The organism is Kribbella sp. NPDC055110, assembly GCF_053607525.1.
Map to the genome: position 1 here is coordinate 22,335 of NZ_JBSGTS010000035.1, position 18,020 is coordinate 40,354.

Consider the following 18,020-nt stretch of genomic DNA (forward strand, 5'->3'; position numbering starts at 1 on the left):
CAAGCTCCCCAGATCGACTCAGCCCGGCGCCGCACGCCGCCGGGCCTCGTCCGGATCAGCGTCGTCTGGACCAGAGCCAGCGGGACTACTGTCCGCCGGACCAGAGTCGGGTGGATCAGGACTGCCGCGATCAGCCGGAGGCGTGCGGTAGCGCCGTCCCGTAGGGCTGGACCAAGTCGTCGTGCCATCGGGATCGGATGTGACGACCCATCCACCTTCATGCTTGAGACGGTGATGGTGCCGGCACAGGCAGTGGAGATTGTCGGTGGTGGTGCGGCCGCCTTCTGCGAAGGCGACGCGGTGGTCGACGTCCGCGAACTCGGCGGGCTGGTTGCATCCGGGGAACTGGCAGGTTCGATCACGCTGGCGGACGAAGCGATCAGTAGCCGCGTCCGGCGTGTACCTGTCCGGCTTCCCGGTCGGTGGCTCGTCGCTGATCCGAAGGCCGAGCCGGGACCGGCCGGCACCCGGAAGGAGAGACCGAGTCAGGGTGCGGGTGAGGTGCTTACGCAAGGATTCTTGAGGAATCGGGCCGTAGTGTTCCGCCGTCCCGCCGGTGCCGTTCTCGCCGTCGATCAGCGCGCGGATCTCAGCGCCGGTCGCGTGGATGACGACGGTGGCATCTGCGCCAACAGTCGAGTCCTCAGTGTCCGCGGTGTCGACCGATTCCCCCACCCGGCGAGTGTCAGTCCGCGGCAGAAGCCGATCCAGGGCGATGTCGGCGCGTAACTGGTCCATCGACCGGGTGTCGCCGTGACGACGCCGGTTCGCCGCCGCGCGGGTGAGGCTGTTCATCACCGCGCCCGCGTCCAATGCGTCCTGGGTGTGGATCAGCTCAGCCGTGCCGTCACTGTTCGGGAAGATCCGCACCGACCGCTCATCCATCGCCCGCGCGTGGGACTTGCTGCGCGCGTCCGGTGACCGCCGAGCGGCCTCCCGCTGGGCTTCCTGCTTGATCTTCTGCAACGGATGGTTCCCGGCCCACTCCAGCAGGGCAGTTTCGGCCGCACCCATCGCTTCCGGATCGTCCAGGACCGACAACTCCCGCACGATCGTGAACGCGGCGCGCTCGGTCAGCAGGCCCTCCTCCAGCGCCCGCAACGTCGCCGGAAAGTTGTGCACCAACTCGCAGGACAGGTGAATCCGGGCCATCGCAGCGCCCTTGTGCAGCTGCCACACCAACCCGAGCTCGTCAGCAGTCGACCGCAGATCACCCGCGACCCATCGACGCTCGCCCGGCTCCGCGGCCCGATCTCCAGGCTCGGGGTGCCGATGCCCCAGATCGGCCGACACCCCGCGCAATGACGACTCGTACCCGGCCACCGCGTCTGCCTTCATCGCGGCCAACCGTGCCTCCAGCCGGCCGATCGCCTCATGCCGATCCAGCCACCCCGAATCGTTCAGCCCCGACGTGTCCTGGAACACCACCGCCTCGAACAACCCGGCACCACGGTCAGCGTCATCCGGTACGTCGTACCGCCCCAGCAGCCCGAACCGCCCAGCAATCTCCGCGTCCCGCCGCAACCGATCCCGCAGAAGCGCTAGGCCATCTTCGGGAACCACGGACAACCGCGCACGCCCAGCAGACTCCTCACCCGAGGGCTCGTCGACCGGACATTCGCTCATGCATTCGATCATACGTTCGAATATACGCAACAGCAAATCACTTCGCGTCGTGGAAGACCAGCCCGAGCGTGTGGCGCTGCCCCGAGCGGATCGCCGAAACGCCATGCCTCACAGGCGCCGCCGACCAGCCGCGCGCCGACTTCACCGGCCGATCGCGGGTCGTGAACACCAGCCCGTGCCCCTGCGGGATCAACGTCGACGTGCCCCGCGACTGCGCCCGCGGCCGCTGCTCGATCAGCAGGAACTCACCCCCGGTGTGATCCACGCCAGGTTCGTTCAGATTGATCACGACCTGAAGCGGAAACACCTTGTCGCCATAAAGATCACGGTGCAACGCATTCCAGTCGCCCGCGCCGTACCGCAGCAGGATCGGCGTCGGCCGCCCCTGCCCCGCCCGATGACACACGTCCAGCCATTCGTCGAGCGTGTCCGGCCACTCCGCCTCCCGCCCAAGCCGCGAGTACCACTCCCGCGCGATCGGCAGCAGCCGTGGATAAAGCGCCTGCCGCAACGCCTCCACAGCCTCCGGAAACGGCCGATCGAAGTACCGGTACTGCCCCTCGCCGAACCGATGCCGCGCCATGTCGATCGTCGCCCGGAACCGCAGTACGTCGTCGTACATCCCAGCGATCCGTGCAGCCTCGGCCGGCGTCAGCAGCTGCGGCAGGAGCGCACACCCAAGATCATCGACCGCCAAAGCCACAGCGTCCCAGTCGGCTCCGGCCACGCGTCGTTCGTACTTGTTCATACCTCCTGAACGGTCTGGCGCAGGATTGTGTGAGTCTGCTCCAGCACGGTGATCGGCGCCAGCATCGTCGCGTCGTCGAGCGGCCGCTCACCGGTCTCGAGCATCCCGAGAAAGACCTTCAACCCAGGTACGACGTACTCCGAGTCGAGCCGTACGTCGCGACTCACCAGCCCCGTCCGCCCGACGAGCTCCGCATGGAACGGCACCCGCCCGTCCTCCGCAGGCTTCACCAACTGCAACGTCACCAGCACCCCACCGCACAGGTAGCGCACAACAACAGTGGACCCAACGCGCGCGACCGTCACCGGACCAGGCTCGCCAGGAGCCAACCGCTGCGCCAGATCAGCCGCATGGATCCCGTAGAAGAAGATCCCGCTGTACTCACTGTCCGGATCAGCCGGCCCCGTCACCGTGACCGCCTGGAGCTCTCCGACCGAGGCCGCAGCCAGTGCGTCCGCATCCGCGACCCAGCGCACAGCCGAGTACGACGTCACCGGCGCATCACCGCGCCGCGACGCATCCAGGATCGCCCGAGCATCCGCCGTACTCGCCGCCAACGGCTTGTCCACCCACACCGGCACGCCTGCCTCCAGGAACGGTACGGCGTGCTCGCGGTGCAACGCGCCGTCTCGGTTGGTGGCGATCAGCGCGTCCACGCTGCCGAGCAACTCTGCCGAGGTCGGCACGAGCTCGGTGATGCCACCGGTCGCGGCGAGTTTCCGGTTGCGTTCGTCATCCGCTCCGACCAGTGCGACGATGCGGGCGGTCCCACTGACGGGATCGACGTTCAGGTGCCGAACGATCTCGTCCGCGTGGCTGTTCTCAGTGCCGACCAGGGCGACGCGCAGCATGGGTCAGTCCTCCTTCAATGAGACCGGTTGCCCTGAACGGGCGGACTCGTAGACGGCGAGCACGGTCGCCAACGACCGCCGCCCCGCCTCCAGCGTCACCGCGGGCGGGCGACCTTCGCGGACAGCGGCGATGAAGTCGCGGTACTGCGCGAGATGCGCGAGCTCGACCTGCCCCCACCCGTCCGGCCCGGCCAACACGAGCGCCTCAGGTTCCGAGGCGTCGGCCGCCGCGAAGTACGCGAGCTCATCGTCGTCGAGGATCGCCGTACCTTGATCGCCGTGGATCGTCAGCCGCACCGGCCGCCCCGGGTACGCCGCCGTACTGGCGAGCATCAGCCCGATCGCCCCGCTCTCGAAGACGATCGACGCACCGGCGAGATCCTCGACCTCGATCCCCGAGTGGGCGAGCCGGCCGGTCTGCGCGCTCACCTGGACCGGGCGACCGAGCATCCAGACGAGCAGATCGAGCGCGTGGATGCCCTGGTTCATCAGGGCGCCGCCGCCGTCGATCGCGAGCGTGCCGCGCCAGTCGTCGCCGTCGTAGTACGACTGCGGCCGGAAGAACGCCGACTCGGCGATCCCGGACGTCACGCGGCCGAGGGCGCCGCTGTCGATCGCGGCCCGGATCTGCGCGACCGGCGGCTGGAAGCGGCGCTGGCTGATCACCGATACGGTCAACCCGGTCGAGCGCTGCGCCTCGATCAACCGGTCGGCGGCGGCCAGCGTGATGTCGACCGGCTTCTCGACGATCACGTGCTTGCCGGCCCGCAGCGCCTCGATGGCGACGTCGGCGTGCAGCGCGCTCGGCAGGCAGATCCCGACCGCGTCGAGCTCCTCCGCGGCGTACGCCTCGGCTGGTGTTGCAAAGGCTCGTCCGCCGTACTGCGAGACGAGTTTGCCCGCGCGGTCGAGGTTCTGGTCGACGGCGGCGGCCAGGACGGCGTCTTCTCCAAGGGAACTGAGGGCTTCGATGAGGCGTGCGTGCACGGCGCCGATCGCGCCGGCACCGATGAGGGCGAAACGCATAGGACCTCTCTTCAGTCGGTCGTCCAGGAGATGGGTACGCCGCCGTTCTCGGCGGACCGTTGTGCGAGGAGTGCGAGCCGCGTGGCGAGCAGGCCGCGTTCGGTGGTGATGTCCGGTTCGTTGCCTGCGGCAAGCGCCTGCAGAACGAGCTCGGCCGGGCGATGACCAGCAGGCAGCGGTACGTCGTGTGGCGCCAGGTCGGTCGTGGTGAGAACAAGACGGTTGCGCGCCCAGAGCAGCTCGGCGGTGCCGTCAGTTCCGACGAGCTTCATCCGGTAGTCGCCATGCACGGGTGAGCCGGCCGGGTTCATCCAGTCCACACCCGCGGTGATGACCGCACCGGGTCCGCTCAGCGTCGCGACGCCGTACGAGCTGTCGACGATCGAACCGCTCACGGTCCCGCTGGTCAGTCCGGTGAAGAGCAGCGCGGCGTCGATGTCGTGGACGGCGAGGTCGTTGAGAAGTCCGCCGTACCGTGCACGCTCGAAGAACCACGCTGGCCGCGTCGGGCGGTTGAGTTTGTGCGGGCCGGACGACGTCACACCGTGGATCGTGCCGAGTTGGTCCGCGATACCCAGGGCGGCGAGCGTGACGGGGTAGTACCGCTTCTCAAGCAGGAGCGTCACGTGACGGCCGGTGCGGTCCGCGGCCTCGGTGATCGCGTCGAGGTCCTCGATCGTCGTGCACAGAGGCTTGTCGGTGATCACGTGGCAGCCGGCGTTCAGTGCGTCGACCACGACCTGACCGCGGTCGCCGTAGATCCCGGCGACCATGACGACGTCAGGCTCGACCTCGCGCAGCATCTGCTGATGATCGGTGAACACTTTGGCGTCGTACGGCGCGGCCCACCGCTCGGCGGTCTCGCGGGACGGATCCGCCACCGCGACCAACTCGTACTCGGCGACCTGATCGACCTCCGCGGTCGCATAGGCCACGTGCGGATGGGCGGCGCCGGCGATGGCGATACGCGTCATGCTCGTGATTCCAGCATGCAACCGGTTGCAGGTCAACGCATCAGGGCGTCGACTTCGGTACCGCCGCGGTCGTCGCGCGCGTCACCAGGTGGGTCGCGACCGTGACGCACTCGGCGCTCGGCTCGGCGGCCTCCAGCAGGTTGACGAGCAGCTTCGCGGCCGCCGTACCGGCCGTTGCGGCACCGGCCGAAACGCTGGTCAGCGCCGGCGTAGTCAGGGCGGCGAGGGTGTCGTCGCAGCCGACCAGACTGAAGTCGGTTGGCACCGAGATGCCGCGCACCTCGAGCCCGGCCAGCACGCCCTGCGACACGACGTCGTCGAACGCGATCGCCGCGGTCGCCCCCGATCGGACGACCGCCGACACCGAGTCCCGCCCGGCCGCGTACGTCGGCCGCCCGACCTCGACGATCTCCACCGTCAGCCCCGCTTTCGCGGACGTCTGCGTCAGCGCCTCCCGCCGCCGCTGGTCCGACCACGAGTCGCGCGGCCCGGCCAGGTACACGAGCCGCTGGTGACCGAGCTTCTTCAACAGCAGCACGGCCTCGGTCATCCCGCCCGACGAGTCGATCAGCACCCGCGGAATCCCGTCCAGATCACGGTTGACCAGTACGACGGGACGCGTCGCCGCCAACTCCCGGATCAACTCCTCGGACAGCCGCGGCGAGGCGAGCACGAATCCCTCGACCTGCGGCGCCAGCCGGGCGATCAGCTTGGCCTCCCGCTCCGCGGACTCGTCGGAATCGCCGAGGAACACCGCGAGATCGGCGGTCTCCGCGGCGAGTTGCAGGCTCCGCACCAGCGGCGGGAAGAACGGGTTCGCGATATCCGGTACGACGACCGCGATGTTCCCGAACCGTCCCGTCGACAGCGCCCGCGCAGCCTGGTTTCCGACGTACCCGAGCCGGGCCGCGACCGCGCGGACATGCTCGACGGTCTCCTGGCTGAGCAACTGCGGCCGAGTGAAGGCGCGCGACACCGTCGACCGCGAAACCCGGGCGGCGACCGCGACGTCGCCGATGGTGACCCCCGGCGCCCGGCCGGCACGTGATGCCATGTGCACACCATAAGGTCCCGTGCAACCGGTTGCACCCCTCTACTTCACAACCTCGAACCGGAAGTTGCGGAGGCCGAGTTTCGTAGGCCGTACGCCGGGGCTGTCGTAGAAGCGAACGCCTCGGCGAACCTCCCGACCCGCCGGCCGCGGCGGTCTTCATTGCGGCGCTGAAACGAGTCACACTGGAGTAGGAGCCGTTTGACTCCGCTGGAGACCGGTCGACGGGGAACCGGGGGAGCATGATGGACGTGGAGCTGCGGTATCTGCGGATCTGGCGGGCAGCAGTGGGACTGCTGGCCACGCTCGGCGTGGTCACGGGGCTGGTCTTCGTCTCACCGGCGACGAACCTGGCGGTCTTCGTGGTCGGCGCCTTCACCGTCGGAGCCATCTGCCTCAGCGCCGGGCTCGGCCGCGACCTACCGACCTCGGACCTGCTCTCCACGGTTCCCCGCGGCGCGGTGGCCGGCGGCCTGTGCGTCGTCGCGATCTGCGGGTACGCCGCCGCGATCGGCGCAAGCACCTTCACGCTGCTCCTGCTGATCGTCGGTGTGTCGCCGCGGGTCGTCGGCTGGATGCGCTCAGGCCGGGCCGACCGGCCGGCGCGGACCCTGCCGCGCCGGCCGATCAGGTTGCCCAAGGCATCGAATCGTCAGCTGAACGCCGTCCTGGCCGAGTGCGACCCGACCGCGGACTGGACTCTGCCGAAGTACCTGATCGCCGTGGTGCGGAGCGTCGGCGAGCTGAGCGACGAGGAGCTGTGCCTCGCCTGGCGACGAAGCTTCAATCAGCTCCAGCGCGCGATGGGACCCGACCGCAGACAGGCGATGGTCGACGTACGCCGTGCCTACCTCGACGAACTCGAACGCCGCCACCCCGACTCGTTCGCCGACTGGCTGGCGTCGAACCCCCGCGCCGCCGGCAACCCGGCCCGCTTCTTCACCTACCGCGCCGACCATTAGGAAAACGCTGTACGAAGATCTGCTGCGATGAGTTCGACGGCGTGGCGTCCGGCGGACAGTGCGCCCGGAAAGTTCAGGAACGCGTGCATCGTGTCCGCGTACTCGACCAGCCGCGTCGGTACGCCGTCCTCCTCGAGGCGACCCGCATACGCCAATGCGTCGGCGCGCAACGAGTCCCGCCCGGCCGCCAGCATCAGCGTCGGCGGAAGCCCCGCGAGCGACTCGGCCCGCAGCGGTACGGCGGCCGCCGGTACGTCGTCCGCGGGGAAGTACCACTCGTGCCACTCGACGTCCGGGTGCAGATCCAACGTCGGGTAACACAGGATCTGCCGGTCGGGGAGCGGACCATCTTCGTCCCGAAGCAGCAGACACGCCCCGGCTGCCAGCGCCGCGCCCGCACTCTGTCCACCCACCGCGATCAGGCCGTCGCCGTCGAGATTCTCGCGAATCCACTTCAACGTGTCGCGAACGTCGAGAAGCCCTGCTGGATAAGGGTTCTCCGGTGCGAGCCGGTAGTTGAGGGAGACAACAGTAATGTCGCCGTCGACAGCGATCCCCGAGGTCGCGTACTCGATGTCCCGCAGATGCCCGCCGATGAAGGAACCACCATGCAGCCAGAGCAGAACCGGTCGAGGGGCCGGCGACATGCGGTAGATCCGCGCGTCGAGAGACCGCCCGGGCAGCGCGATCACGATGTCCTCGATCTCCGGCCGCGGATCACGCTCACCCGCCAGCACCGGATCCGGCAGATCCTCCCGGTCCAGTAGCAACGCCTGATACGGATCGAGTTCGGGGTAGCTGGGCTGATCGGCGAGCACCTTCAGCAGCGCATCGGTCTCAGGCCCGTACGCCGGGTTGTCGACAACCTCGGGCGTCATACGCTCACCGGCCGCAGGTGCCGCGCCGCGTGCGCGAACAGGATCCCGTCGGGAGTCGTCGAGACGTACTCCGCCAGCGCTCCGATCCCGCCGTCGAACCCGGCGCCCGTCGACGGGTCCGCCCAGGTCTCCTCGTCGTACCGCGAGATCTCGTCGACGAGCGCGTCGCCGACGTTGTGGAATCGGTGCAGCACGAGTTCGGACGGGATCCGCCGGCCCGCCTCGACGCCGCCGAGGTTGAGCGCGCGCCCGATCTCGGGGGTCTCCCACCGCGGATCGAGACTCCAGTGCAGGCGTCCCGCCCGCGCGTCCTGCAGTACGGCGAGCGTGATCTCGTCCCACATCAGCACGTGCGCGACCAGGTCGTGCAACGAGTCGCAGAAGTCCCCGAGCGGCCCGGCGGTCACGTCGTACGGCACCCGCAGTTCGTCCTCGCTCAATCCTTCGATCCGGCTCAGCAACAGGTCTTGGTCCCGCCGGATCATCCCGGTCGCCTGTGCCGGTGTTGTAGTCGGTGTACGCATGCCCACAATCAACCAGCCCCGATGCGGTCACCCCGGCCGATTGCGCGAACCTCTCAATCCACGGCCCGGTACGTCGCCATCTTGGCGCGCGCCCCGCACGTGTTCATTGAGCACCAGCGCCGCCGCCCGCCACGACTCGCGTCGACGTACAGCAACGAACAGTCGTCCGCAGCACACGTCCGGATCCGATCGCCGAGCGGACCGGTGAGCAGATCGACCGCGTCCCTCGCCAGGCTGCTGAGCAGACCAGCCACATCGGCGGCCGCACGCTCCGCGCGCAGCTCCGAGGTCAGCCGAGGCCCGGCCAGTGGACGGGTGCTCCAACGATTGACGACCTCGAGGTCGGCGGCATCCGTCGTCCCGGTGAAGAGCCGGTACAGCGCCTCCCGCAGCTCGACGGCCTGGTGGTACGCGCGTCTCGCGACTGCAGGCTCGTCCTGGCTGAGACCGACTTCGCGGAACCATCGCCCGAGATCGGCAGGCTCCGGAATCCGCTCGAACGGCGCCTGCTCGCGCTTGCCGAGGGTCGCGGTGAAGTCGACCGACGGCCGCCCGCCGACCCACGTGAAGCGCGTGTCCATGACCGTTAGTCTATCATCGCCGTTACCAGTTGAACCGGTAACCGAGGGAGTGCGTTGTGAGGATCGGGATCGTCGGCGCAGGCGGTGTGGGCGGGTACTTCGGCGCACGACTGGCCGCCGCCGGGCAGGACGTTGCGTTCGTGGCGCGGGGCAAGCATCTGGAGGCGCTGAACGCCGACGGGCTCGTGGTGCGGAGCCCGGCAGGCGACGTGCAGCTGCCGGTGCAGGCAACCGGCGCCCCGGCCGAGATCGGTTCGGTGGACTACGTGCTGATCTGCGTGAAGACGTGGCAGTTGCCCGAGGCAATCGACACGATCCGGCCGCTGGTGGGTCCGGACACCGCGATCGTCACGGTGCAGAACGGGGTCGAGGCACCCGATCAAGTCGCCGAGGTGTACGGGCGGGACGCCGTACTGCCCGGCGCCGCCGAGGTGATCGCGTACGTCGAGAGTCCCGGCGTGATCCGCCATCTCGGCAACGGCAAGCTCAACTTCGGCGAGTGGGACAACGAGGCCACGACGCGAACCGGTCTGCTGCGCGACGCGTTCGTCGCGGCTGGACTCCAGGCGACCGGTCCGGAGGACATCTGGGCGGCGCTGTGGACCAAGTTCCTCTCGGTCGTCCCGGGCGGCGGCCTCGGTACGGCGACCGGCGCCGGGTACGGCGTGCTCCGCACCCACCCCGCCACTCGCCGCCTGCTCACCGAGGCCACCACGGAGATCCGCGACATCGCACTGGCGCGAGGCATTCGGCTTGCTGAGGACGTCGTACCGCGCACGCTCGCCTGGATCGATCAGTTACCGGGCGACGGGACCACGTCGCTGCAGCGCGACCTGATTGCCGGCCGCCCGTCGGAGCTCGACGCCTGGACGGGCGCCGTTGTCCGCCTCGGCGCCGAATCAGCGGTCCCGACCCCGGTCAACACGATCCTGTTCGACCTGGCGAGCGCCCGAGCCCTGGCAGCCGGCAACTGACAGCAGCAATCCTCAGCGCTCGATCCGTGCGCGGATCCGCGTGTCCGGAGAGCTTTGTGTGTCGCGGGTGAGAACGGCTGCGAACAGGACGCACAGCGTGATGCCGTAGATCGCGACGCCGAGCGGCAGGGCGCTGGTCATGCTGAGACCGATCATCGCCACGGACCAGATGCCGGCGACCACGGCGGCGTACCGCTGCCAGCCGGTCCACAACCGCAGTACGGCGATGCCCGCAACGACCAGGCCGATCGCGGTGAGTGCGACACCTAGGCCGAAGAAGGCGCCGACGACCTTCGGACCGGTGTCGGCGAGGCGCTGGTCGGCGATCGGGATGGACGCCAGTTCGGCGAGCAGCAGGACCAGTGTGCCGCCGGCCGCGATCGCGGCGCCGACGCGGCCGGCTCGGGTGGTCATCGCCCGGTACACCGCGACCATCCCGCGGAGTACGAGGAGATGCAGGACGGCGTACCCGATCGAGACCGGGACGAATGCGTCGCTGGTCCACGGGTAGCTCCACAGCTTGTCCGAGACGTCGGACGCCGGTTTCACGACGGCCTCGACGGCGATGCCGGTCAGCGTGGTCACGGCGGCGCCGATCAGGCCGGCGACGCTCAGGTTGCGGTTCATGGTTCCCCACCTTTCGAAGACTGTGCTTCGACGCTAGGTACGGCTCGTTGTCGCGCGCATCGGCAGTAGTACGACGTCCGGCGTACGTGTTAGCACTGTTGGCGGGAGCGGCCCGCGCTGCCACCATGGGTGCCGTGGGAGGGCGTCGGCCGCTGGCGGCCGGGATGTTCGGGGTCGGTGTGATCGCGGAGGTCGCCGCGATCGTCCTGTCGTGGCGGCTCGAGCCGGTCTACGACACGGTGCTGTACGGCCTGTTCAACCTGGCCACCATCGGTGCCGGCGCGGTGATCGCGCGGCGGCGGCCGGAGAACGCGATCGGGTGGTTGTTCTGCGGGTTCGGGCTGCTGAACACCCTCGCCTCCGACCTCGCCCAGGGCTGGGGTCTTCGCGCGGCCGCGGAGGGGTGGCCGGGCGGCCCCGTCGGCGAGGGGATCTCGGCCGCCAGTTGGCTGTCGAGCGGGTACGGGTGGACGCTGACGTTCCTGCTGTTCCCGACCGGACGGCTGCTCGGCCGTCGGTGGCGGGTGCTGCCGTGGATCGGCGCGGTCGGGCTGGTGATCAGTACGGCGGCGTGGTCGTTGAGCCCGGATCGCGGCCGGGACTTCGTGTCCGGGCACAATCCATGGGCGGTCGCGGGGCTGCCGACCGGGTTCTTGCTCGGTCTCGGGATGCCGCTGTTCCTCGGTGCGCTCGTCGGCTCGGTCGTCTCGCTCGCCGTCCGGTTCAAGCGGTCGACCGGGCTGGAACGTCAGCAACTGAAGTGGTTCGTGCTCGCCGCGATCGTCGCGGCGGTCGCGCTGCCGACGAGCTTCGCACTCTGGTACGTGACCCCGGCCGCGGGCGTGATCGCCGCGGTCGCGCTGACCGGATTGCCGTTGGCGGCGGGTGCGGCGATCCTGCGGTACCGCCTGTACGACATCGACTTCTTCATCAGCAGGACCGTCGCGTACGCGAGCCTGACGGTCCTGCTCGTGGCGTCGTACGCCGTCGTAACCGTTGCCCTGGGCGCCTTTCTCGGGGGCGGGTCGGCGTGGACCGCGGCGGTCGCGACCCTCGTCTGCGCGGTGCTGTTCCGGCCGTTGCGGGCGCGGATCCAGGATGTCGTGGACCGGCGCTTCAACCGATCGCGGTACGACGCTCTGCACCGGATGGCGGCGTTCCTCGACGACGTCCGCGCCGGGCGGCGGCCGCCGGAGGAGGTGCGCGCCGTATTGGGCCAGATCCTCGGCGACCCGGGCCTCGAACTGCTCGTTTTCCTGCCCGAGAGCCGCCGGTACGTCGACCTGTCCGGTACGCCGCGGGAGGACGCGGACGGGCGGCACCGGATCGCGATCGAGCGCGGCGACCAGCCGATCGGGGTGGTGCTGTACGACGGGACGAGCGCGCTGGGGCCGGACCTGGTACGACGGGTGGTCGAGGCCGGCGGGCTGGCGGTCGAGATCGCCCGCCTGCGCGCCGAACTGAACGTCCAACTGGTCGAGGTGAAAGCATCCCGGGCCCGCATCGTCGCCGCTGCCCATGCCGAACGCCGCCGCATCGAACGAGACCTCCACGACGGAGCCCAGCAACGACTGGTGTCCATCGGCCTGGCCCTCCGCCATGCCCAGCACCAGCTGGGTGCTTCGCCGACCGGGGAGATTCGGGCGACCTTGGACGGGGCGGTGGCCGAGGCGGCGGTGGCCATCGGGGAACTGCGGGAGTTGGCTCGCGGGTTGCCGCCCTCACAGTTGGACTCCGGGCTGGCCCCTGCTTGTGCGGAGTTGGCGCGGCGGGCTCCCTTGCCGGTTTCGGTGCGGATGCCCGACAGAAGGTTCGACACCGGCGTGGAGGCGGCGGCGTACTTCATCTGCTGTGAAGGTCTCACCAACGCGGTCAAGCACGCCGCCGCCTCCCGCGTCGACCTGATCGCGGACCAGCACCGTGAGCACCTCGTCGTCCGCGTCGTCGACGACGGGATCGGCGGTGCGGCACCGCGCACCGGTACCGGACTCACCGGACTCGCCGACCGCGTCGCCGCTCTCGGCGGCACGTTCCACGTCCACAGCCGGCCGGGCGCCGGTACGACGCTCGTCGCGGAGCTGCCATGCGGATCGTGATCGCCGAGGACCAGGTCCTGCTGCGCGAAGGGCTGCGGATGCTCTTCGTCGACGGCGGCCACGAGGTCGTCGCGACCCTCGGCGACGCGGACGGCCTGCTCGACGCGATCACGACGTACCGACCGGACCTCGTCGTCGCGGACATCCGGATGCCCCCGACCCACACCGACGAAGGCGCCCGGGCCGCGCAGGCCTTGAAGCATGCGTACCCGGAGCTCGGCGTACTCCTCCTGTCGCAGCATGTCGAGACCCAGCACGTGGTCGACCTGGTGTCGCTCGGCGGGTTCGGGTACCTGCTGAAGGACCGGGTGCTCGATGTCGACGAGTTCCTCGCCGCGGCCGAGCGGGTCGCCCGCGGTGGATCGGCGCTCGACCCGCAGGTGGTCGCCGGCCTGATGGCGCGGCGCGATCCGCTGGAGACGTTGACCGAGCGCGAACGCGGCGTACTGCAACTGATGGCAGAGGGCCTGACCAACAGCGGCATCGCGAGGCGCCTCTACCTCAGCGAACGCACCGTCGAGGCCCACGTACGGCACCTGTTCACGAAGCTGTCGCTCCCCGAGAGCGAAGACGGCCACCGCCGCGTCCTCGCCGTACTGGCCCATCTCGGTGCAGCTACTCCAGACCGAGGTCGGTGAGGACCTCTATCACCGGACGGCTGGGCGGTGCCGCGGCGACCAGGCCGCGGATGCAGCCGGTCATCACCATCCGGAAGTACGGCTCCGAGGTGATCAGCGGGAGCTCCTGATGCGCTGCGCGGAGTACCTCGTCCGCGGCGAGGAGTGCATAGACCTTCTCGAGTTCGCGCTGGTGCGAACCTTCGTAGTACGGGCGATGCCGCTCCTCGGCCGCGGTCAGGTTGATCGCCAGCGACGCGACGGTGCCGGACATCAGCACCGCGCCGGCCGGGCTGTAGCCGCGCCGGCCGAGCGCCTCGACCGCCTCCCGTTGCAGCCGCACGCCGGCCTCGCCGCGCGGGAACAGTCCTTGCAGGTACGCCGCGAGTCCGGGGTGCTCGAGTACGAACGTGTGCAACTGCCGCGCGAACGACAACAGGTGCGCCTCGACGTCGTCGCCCGGGTCGTCGACGATGTGCAAGTCTCGCAGTACCGCCTCACCGACCAGCGCCTCGAGCCCGAGCTTGCCGTCGACGTGCCGGTACAGCGCGGTCGGGGTGACGCCGAGCGCCGTCGCGACCCCGTTCACGGTCAGGTTGGTCAGGCCGAGCCGCAGGCCCTCCCGCTCGATGTCCGCGATGGTGATCTGCGCCTGGCGACCGCCGGTCTTCCGGCGGGGCGGATTCGCTGTCACAACCGTCCTCCCTGGGAACTGACCCCAAAGTTATGCTACTAACTTAGATCGATACCGTCACCGACGGTGATTCTGTCCCTCACTCTTCAGGAGATCATGGTGAGCGCACCTCGCCCCACCCGGCGCACGATGCTGAAGGCCGCCGGCGGGCTGACCGTCGCCGCCGGCCTCGGCGCCGGCACCATTCTGGCCACCTCCCTCGCCGCAAGCGCGGCTGACGACGGATTCGGCCTGCACATCACCGAGCGGAACGAAGACGATCCGCGGATGTGGTACTACCGCTTCCAGACCGACGCGATCAGCTGGGCGCCGGCCGTCAACGTCCTGCTGCCGAGTGACTATCACACCAGCGGGCGCACTTACCCGGTGCTGTACCTGCTGCACGGCGGCAACCAGGACTTCATCGAGTTCGATCGCCTCGGCATCCGCGACTGGACCGCGGGCAAGCCGATGATCGTGGTGATGCCGGACGGCGGCAAGGCCGGCTGGTACTCCAACCCGGTCAGCTCCAACAGCGGCCCGCGCAACTGGGAGAGCTTCCACCTCAACCAGCTCGTGCCGTGGATCGACGCCAACTTCCGCACGTACGCCGAGTTCGCCGGCCGCGCCGTCGCGGGCTTCTCGATGGGCGGCTTCGGCGCGCTCAAGTACACGGCGAAGTACTACGGTCACTTCGCGTCCGTCAGCGCGCACTCCGGCCCGGCGAGCGTCCGCCGCGACAACGGTCTGGTCGTGCACTGGGCGAACGTGTCCTCCGCGGCCGTCGACCTGGCCGGCGGCACGATCTACGGCGCTCCGGCGTGGGACGAGGCGCGCGTCACCGCCGACAACCCGATGGAGAACCTCGAGCGCTACCGCGGTAAGCGCATCTTCCTGGTCGCCGGCACCAGCCCAAGCCCCGACCCGTTCGACTACGCCAACGAGACCCAGGTCCTGGCCGGCCAACGCGAGTTCCGCGCCGCCCTGGACAAGGCCAACATCCCCTTCACCGCCTACGAAGACCCAGGCGGCCACATGGTCCGCCCCAACCGCATGATCGAGGACTTGGAAGGAATCATCGCCCACCTGAAGAAGGCCTGATCGCGGACCGCCACGCAGGCAGAACCCACCCGAAACGCCGTTCTCCAGCCAAAAAGGCACCTTCTGCCTGCGTGGCGGTCCCCACCGCCCGCCTGGTGGTCCCCACCGCCCGGCCGACGGTCCCCACCGCCCGGCCGACGGTCCCCACCGCCTGACTGGAGCTCCGCGCCGCCCGGCTGGCGGTTCGCGCCGCCCGACTGGCGGCTTATGTCACGGCTGGCGGGTTGCAGCACGCCAGCCGTGACATAACCCGACAGCGGCGCGAGCTCACTCCTCTGCCAGGCGCTGCAGGAGGTGAGCGAGGGTTTGCTGCTCGTCCGCCGTGAGGCGGGCGAGCTGGCCGGCCATCACGTCGCGGCGTTTCTCGCGGAGGGTGGCCAGGACCTTCAGGCCGTCGGGGGTGAGATAGACGAGGGTGGCGCGGCGGTCGTGCGGGTCCGGCTGTCGCGCGACCAGCCCGGCCGCCTCCAGATCGTCCACGACCGACGTCGCCGATCGCGGCACGATGCCCAGTAGCGCCGCCAGTTCGCTCAGCCGTAGCAGCCGGTCCGCGCGATCGAGCGTCCGCAGTACCCGGAACTGCCCATGCGTGACGCTCTCGCCGAACCCTTCCCGCGACGCCCGCCGCTGCCGACGAACGATCCCGTCCAGCAGGCTCGCAATCTGCTCCGCAGAGTCATCGGGATCACGCATGCCCAGAGCCTAATGGGACCCGTCGCGCCAGCGGGGAACAAAACACCATCTTGTGAGGTTAGCTCATAGTGAGGTAACCTCACTATGTTTTGATCCCTGAACTGGAAGGAACTGCATGTCGCAGATTTCCGGACTTCCGGGTGGGGGAGGGGGCGGCGGGCGCGCAATGCGGTCGCTGTTGAAGGACTCCTCCGTCCGGCACCACAAATTGACGGCGGGCACGCTCCGCCGGATCCTCGGGTTCGCCCGTCCGTACCGCGGCTATCTGGCCGTCTTCCTTGTCCTCGTCGCGCTCGACGCCGGCACCGGCGCGGTCACCCCGCTGCTGTTCAAGGCGATCATCGACCGCGGCATCGTGCCAGGCCATGCCCAAGTGGTCGTCTGGCTCGCTCTCGTCGTAGCAGTGCTAGCGATCGCCAACAGTGCAATCACCCTCGCCGAGCGCTGGTTCTCCGCGCGGATCGGCGAAGGTCTCGTCTACGACCTCCGCACCGCCGTGTTCGACCACGTGCAGCAGCTCCCCGTCGCGTTCTTCAGCCGTACGCAGACCGGCGCGCTCATCCAGCGCCTCAACGGCGACGTACTCGGCGCCCAGCAGGCATTCACCTCCACGCTCTCCAACGTGGTCAGCAACCTGCTCAGCGTCACGCTCGTACTCGCCGCGATGTTCGTGATGTCGTGGCAGATCACGCTGCTCGCACTCGTCGTACTCCCGCTCTTCGTCATCCCTGCCCGGCTCCTCGCCGGAAAGTTGCGCACAGCAACGGCTGAGACGTACAAGCTGAACGCCACGATGGCGCAGACCATGACCGAGCGCTTCAACGTCGCCGGTGCGATGCTCGCCAAGGTGTTCGGCCGCACCCAGGACGCCTCACGCGAGTTCGCCGACAAGGCCGCGCGGGTCCGCGACATCGGCGTCACCACGTCGATGTACGCCGGGGTCTTCCGCGTCTCGCTCACACTGGTAGCAGCGCTAGCGGTCGCTCTCGTGTACGGCGTCGGCGGGGTCTTCGCGGTCGAAGGCGCCCTCGGGATCGGTACGGTCGTCGCGCTGACGGCGTACCTGAACCGCCTCTACGGGCCGCTGACCGCGCTCTCGAACATGCAGGTCGACATCATGACCACGCTGGTCAGCTTCGAGCGTGTGCTCGAGGTGCTCGACCTGCCGCCGATGGTCGCCGACCGCGAGGACGCCAAGACGCTGCCGCCGAACGCGGAGCCGTCGATCGAGTTCGACCATGTGTCGTTCCACTACCCGTCCGCCAAGGAGGTGTCGCTCGCCTCGCTCGAGTCGGTCGCGACACTGTCAGCCGAGACCGGGGAGGAGGTCCTCAAGGACGTCACGTTCACCGTCGAGCCCGGGCAACTGGTCGCCGTCGTCGGTCCGTCCGGCGCCGGCAAGTCCACGCTCTCGTCGCTCGTCTCCCGGATGTACGACGCCACTGGCGGAGCGGTCCTGGTCGGCGGTCACGACGTACGCGAAGTCACCCAGGCCTCGCTGCGCGCGGCGATTGGTGTGGTCACGCAGGACTCGCACATGTACCACGACACGATCCGCGCCAACCTGCAGCTGGCCAAACCGGACGCGACCGACGACGAACTGCACATGGCGCTCGAGGCGGCGCAGATCGCGACGCTTGTCGACAGCCTGCCGGACGGTCTGGACACCGTGGTCGGTGATCGCGGGTACCGGTTGTCGGGTGGTGAACGTCAGCGGCTCGCGATCGCCCGGCTGCTGCTCAAGTCCCCGTCGATCGTGATTCTCGACGAGGCGACCGCGCATCTCGACTCCGAGTCCGAGGCAGCCGTCCAGACCGCGCTCGCGAACGCACTGGTCGGCCGTACGTCGCTCGTCATCGCGCACCGCCTCTCGACGATCCGCAACGCCGACGTCATCCTCGTCCTCGACGAGGGCCGCATCCAGCAACGCGGGACCCACGAACAACTGCTGGCCCAGGGCGGCCTGTACGCCGACCTCTACGCCACCCAGTTCGCCGAAGCCGCCTGAGGGGGCGGAT

At 69.2% G+C, this 18,020-nt stretch carries 18 protein-coding genes; 6 read left to right on the forward strand and 12 right to left on the reverse strand.

All coding sequences use genetic code 11. The annotated features are described in order from the left end of the window. Positions 1-18: 18 nt before the first annotated feature. Genes ACWF0M_RS34585 through ACWF0M_RS34610 form a run of 6 tightly spaced genes read right to left on the reverse strand, consistent with a single transcriptional unit; the run spans position 19 to position 6,279 of the window. Positions 19-1,626, reverse strand: coding sequence for a DUF222 domain-containing protein (locus ACWF0M_RS34585; RefSeq protein WP_452239961.1), 1,608 nt, complete (start codon positions 1,624-1,626; stop codon positions 19-21). 37 nt (positions 1,627-1,663) lie between these two features. After that, a complete protein-coding gene (locus ACWF0M_RS34590; RefSeq protein WP_452239962.1) occupies positions 1,664-2,374 on the reverse strand; it encodes a 2OG-Fe(II) oxygenase in 711 nt (236 codons plus the stop codon). Then, positions 2,371-3,225, reverse strand: coding sequence for a Gfo/Idh/MocA family protein (locus ACWF0M_RS34595; protein ID WP_452239963.1), 855 nt, complete (start codon positions 3,223-3,225; stop codon positions 2,371-2,373). Before ACWF0M_RS34595 ends, ACWF0M_RS34590 begins: the two co-directional genes overlap by 4 nt. Before the next feature lie 3 nt (positions 3,226-3,228). Then, on the reverse strand, positions 3,229-4,251 hold the full coding sequence (locus ACWF0M_RS34600) for a Gfo/Idh/MocA family protein (RefSeq protein ID WP_452239964.1): 1,023 nt from the start codon (positions 4,249-4,251) through the stop codon (positions 3,229-3,231). 11 nt (positions 4,252-4,262) lie between these two features. Next, positions 4,263-5,225 carry a Gfo/Idh/MocA family protein gene (locus ACWF0M_RS34605; protein WP_452239965.1) on the reverse strand — a complete coding sequence of 321 codons (963 nt, stop codon included), beginning with the start codon at positions 5,223-5,225 and terminating at the stop codon, positions 4,263-4,265. 40 nt (positions 5,226-5,265) lie between these two features. Continuing rightward, on the reverse strand, positions 5,266-6,279 hold the full coding sequence (locus ACWF0M_RS34610) for a LacI family DNA-binding transcriptional regulator (RefSeq protein WP_452239966.1): 1,014 nt from the start codon (positions 6,277-6,279) through the stop codon (positions 5,266-5,268). A gap of 248 nt (positions 6,280-6,527) precedes the next feature. Here ACWF0M_RS34610 and ACWF0M_RS34615 point away from each other — a divergent pair, with 248 nt between their 5' ends. Continuing rightward, the gene (locus ACWF0M_RS34615) at positions 6,528-7,238 is read left to right on the forward strand and encodes a hypothetical protein (protein ID WP_452239967.1); all 711 of its coding nucleotides are present in this window, start codon (positions 6,528-6,530) and stop codon (positions 7,236-7,238) included. Here the strand turns inward: ACWF0M_RS34615 and ACWF0M_RS34620 are convergent. Genes ACWF0M_RS34620 through ACWF0M_RS34630 form a run of 3 tightly spaced genes read right to left on the reverse strand, consistent with a single transcriptional unit; the run spans position 7,235 to position 9,221 of the window. Continuing rightward, the gene (locus ACWF0M_RS34620; RefSeq protein ID WP_452239968.1) at positions 7,235-8,116 is read right to left on the reverse strand and encodes an alpha/beta hydrolase; all 882 of its coding nucleotides are present in this window, start codon (positions 8,114-8,116) and stop codon (positions 7,235-7,237) included. The two genes, ACWF0M_RS34615 and ACWF0M_RS34620, sit on opposite strands and share 4 nt — an antisense overlap. Continuing rightward, positions 8,113-8,640 (reverse strand): hypothetical protein, encoded by a 528-nt coding sequence (locus ACWF0M_RS34625; protein ID WP_452239969.1) that lies wholly within the window; start codon positions 8,638-8,640, stop codon positions 8,113-8,115. The genes ACWF0M_RS34620 and ACWF0M_RS34625 overlap by 4 nt, the downstream gene beginning before the upstream one ends. Positions 8,641-8,693: 53 nt before the next feature. Beyond that, positions 8,694-9,221 carry a CGNR zinc finger domain-containing protein gene (locus ACWF0M_RS34630; RefSeq protein WP_452239970.1) on the reverse strand — a complete coding sequence of 176 codons (528 nt, stop codon included), beginning with the start codon at positions 9,219-9,221 and terminating at the stop codon, positions 8,694-8,696. A 56-nt stretch (positions 9,222-9,277) separates the two neighbouring features. Here ACWF0M_RS34630 and ACWF0M_RS34635 point away from each other — a divergent pair, with 56 nt between their 5' ends. Beyond that, positions 9,278-10,195 carry a 2-dehydropantoate 2-reductase gene (locus ACWF0M_RS34635; RefSeq protein WP_452239971.1) on the forward strand — a complete coding sequence of 306 codons (918 nt, stop codon included), beginning with the start codon at positions 9,278-9,280 and terminating at the stop codon, positions 10,193-10,195. Between the two features lie 12 nt (positions 10,196-10,207). Here ACWF0M_RS34635 and ACWF0M_RS34640 read toward each other — a convergent pair whose 3' ends face one another. Then, positions 10,208-10,822 (reverse strand): hypothetical protein, encoded by a 615-nt coding sequence (locus tag ACWF0M_RS34640; protein WP_452239972.1) that lies wholly within the window; start codon positions 10,820-10,822, stop codon positions 10,208-10,210. A gap of 134 nt (positions 10,823-10,956) precedes the next feature. Between ACWF0M_RS34640 and ACWF0M_RS34645 the strand changes: the two genes are divergently transcribed. Further along, positions 10,957-12,918, forward strand: a complete 1,962-nt coding sequence (locus tag ACWF0M_RS34645; RefSeq protein ID WP_452239973.1) for a histidine kinase — start codon at positions 10,957-10,959, stop codon at positions 12,916-12,918. Beyond that, entirely contained in the window at positions 12,906-13,556 is a 651-nt protein-coding gene (locus ACWF0M_RS34650) for a response regulator transcription factor (protein ID WP_452239974.1), read from the forward strand. Before ACWF0M_RS34645 ends, ACWF0M_RS34650 begins: the two co-directional genes overlap by 13 nt. Here ACWF0M_RS34650 and ACWF0M_RS34655 read toward each other — a convergent pair. Then, complete coding sequence (locus ACWF0M_RS34655) at positions 13,534-14,229, reverse strand: TetR/AcrR family transcriptional regulator (protein WP_452239975.1); 696 nt, start codon at positions 14,227-14,229, stop codon at positions 13,534-13,536. The two genes, ACWF0M_RS34650 and ACWF0M_RS34655, sit on opposite strands and share 23 nt — an antisense overlap. Positions 14,230-14,295: 66 nt before the next feature. Here ACWF0M_RS34655 and ACWF0M_RS34660 point away from each other — a divergent pair, with 66 nt between their 5' ends. After that, a complete protein-coding gene (locus tag ACWF0M_RS34660; protein WP_452239976.1) occupies positions 14,296-15,309 on the forward strand; it encodes an alpha/beta hydrolase in 1,014 nt (337 codons plus the stop codon). Between the two features lie 267 nt (positions 15,310-15,576). On the opposite strand, the gene ACWF0M_RS34665 is transcribed toward ACWF0M_RS34660, so the two are convergent. Continuing rightward, complete coding sequence (locus tag ACWF0M_RS34665) at positions 15,577-16,002, reverse strand: MarR family winged helix-turn-helix transcriptional regulator (RefSeq protein WP_452239977.1); 426 nt, start codon at positions 16,000-16,002, stop codon at positions 15,577-15,579. A gap of 166 nt (positions 16,003-16,168) precedes the next feature. On the opposite strand from ACWF0M_RS34665, the gene ACWF0M_RS34670 reads away from it, so the two are divergent. After that, the gene (locus ACWF0M_RS34670; RefSeq protein WP_452239978.1) at positions 16,169-18,010 is read left to right on the forward strand and encodes an ABC transporter ATP-binding protein; all 1,842 of its coding nucleotides are present in this window, start codon (positions 16,169-16,171) and stop codon (positions 18,008-18,010) included. Positions 18,011-18,020 lie beyond the last annotated feature (10 nt).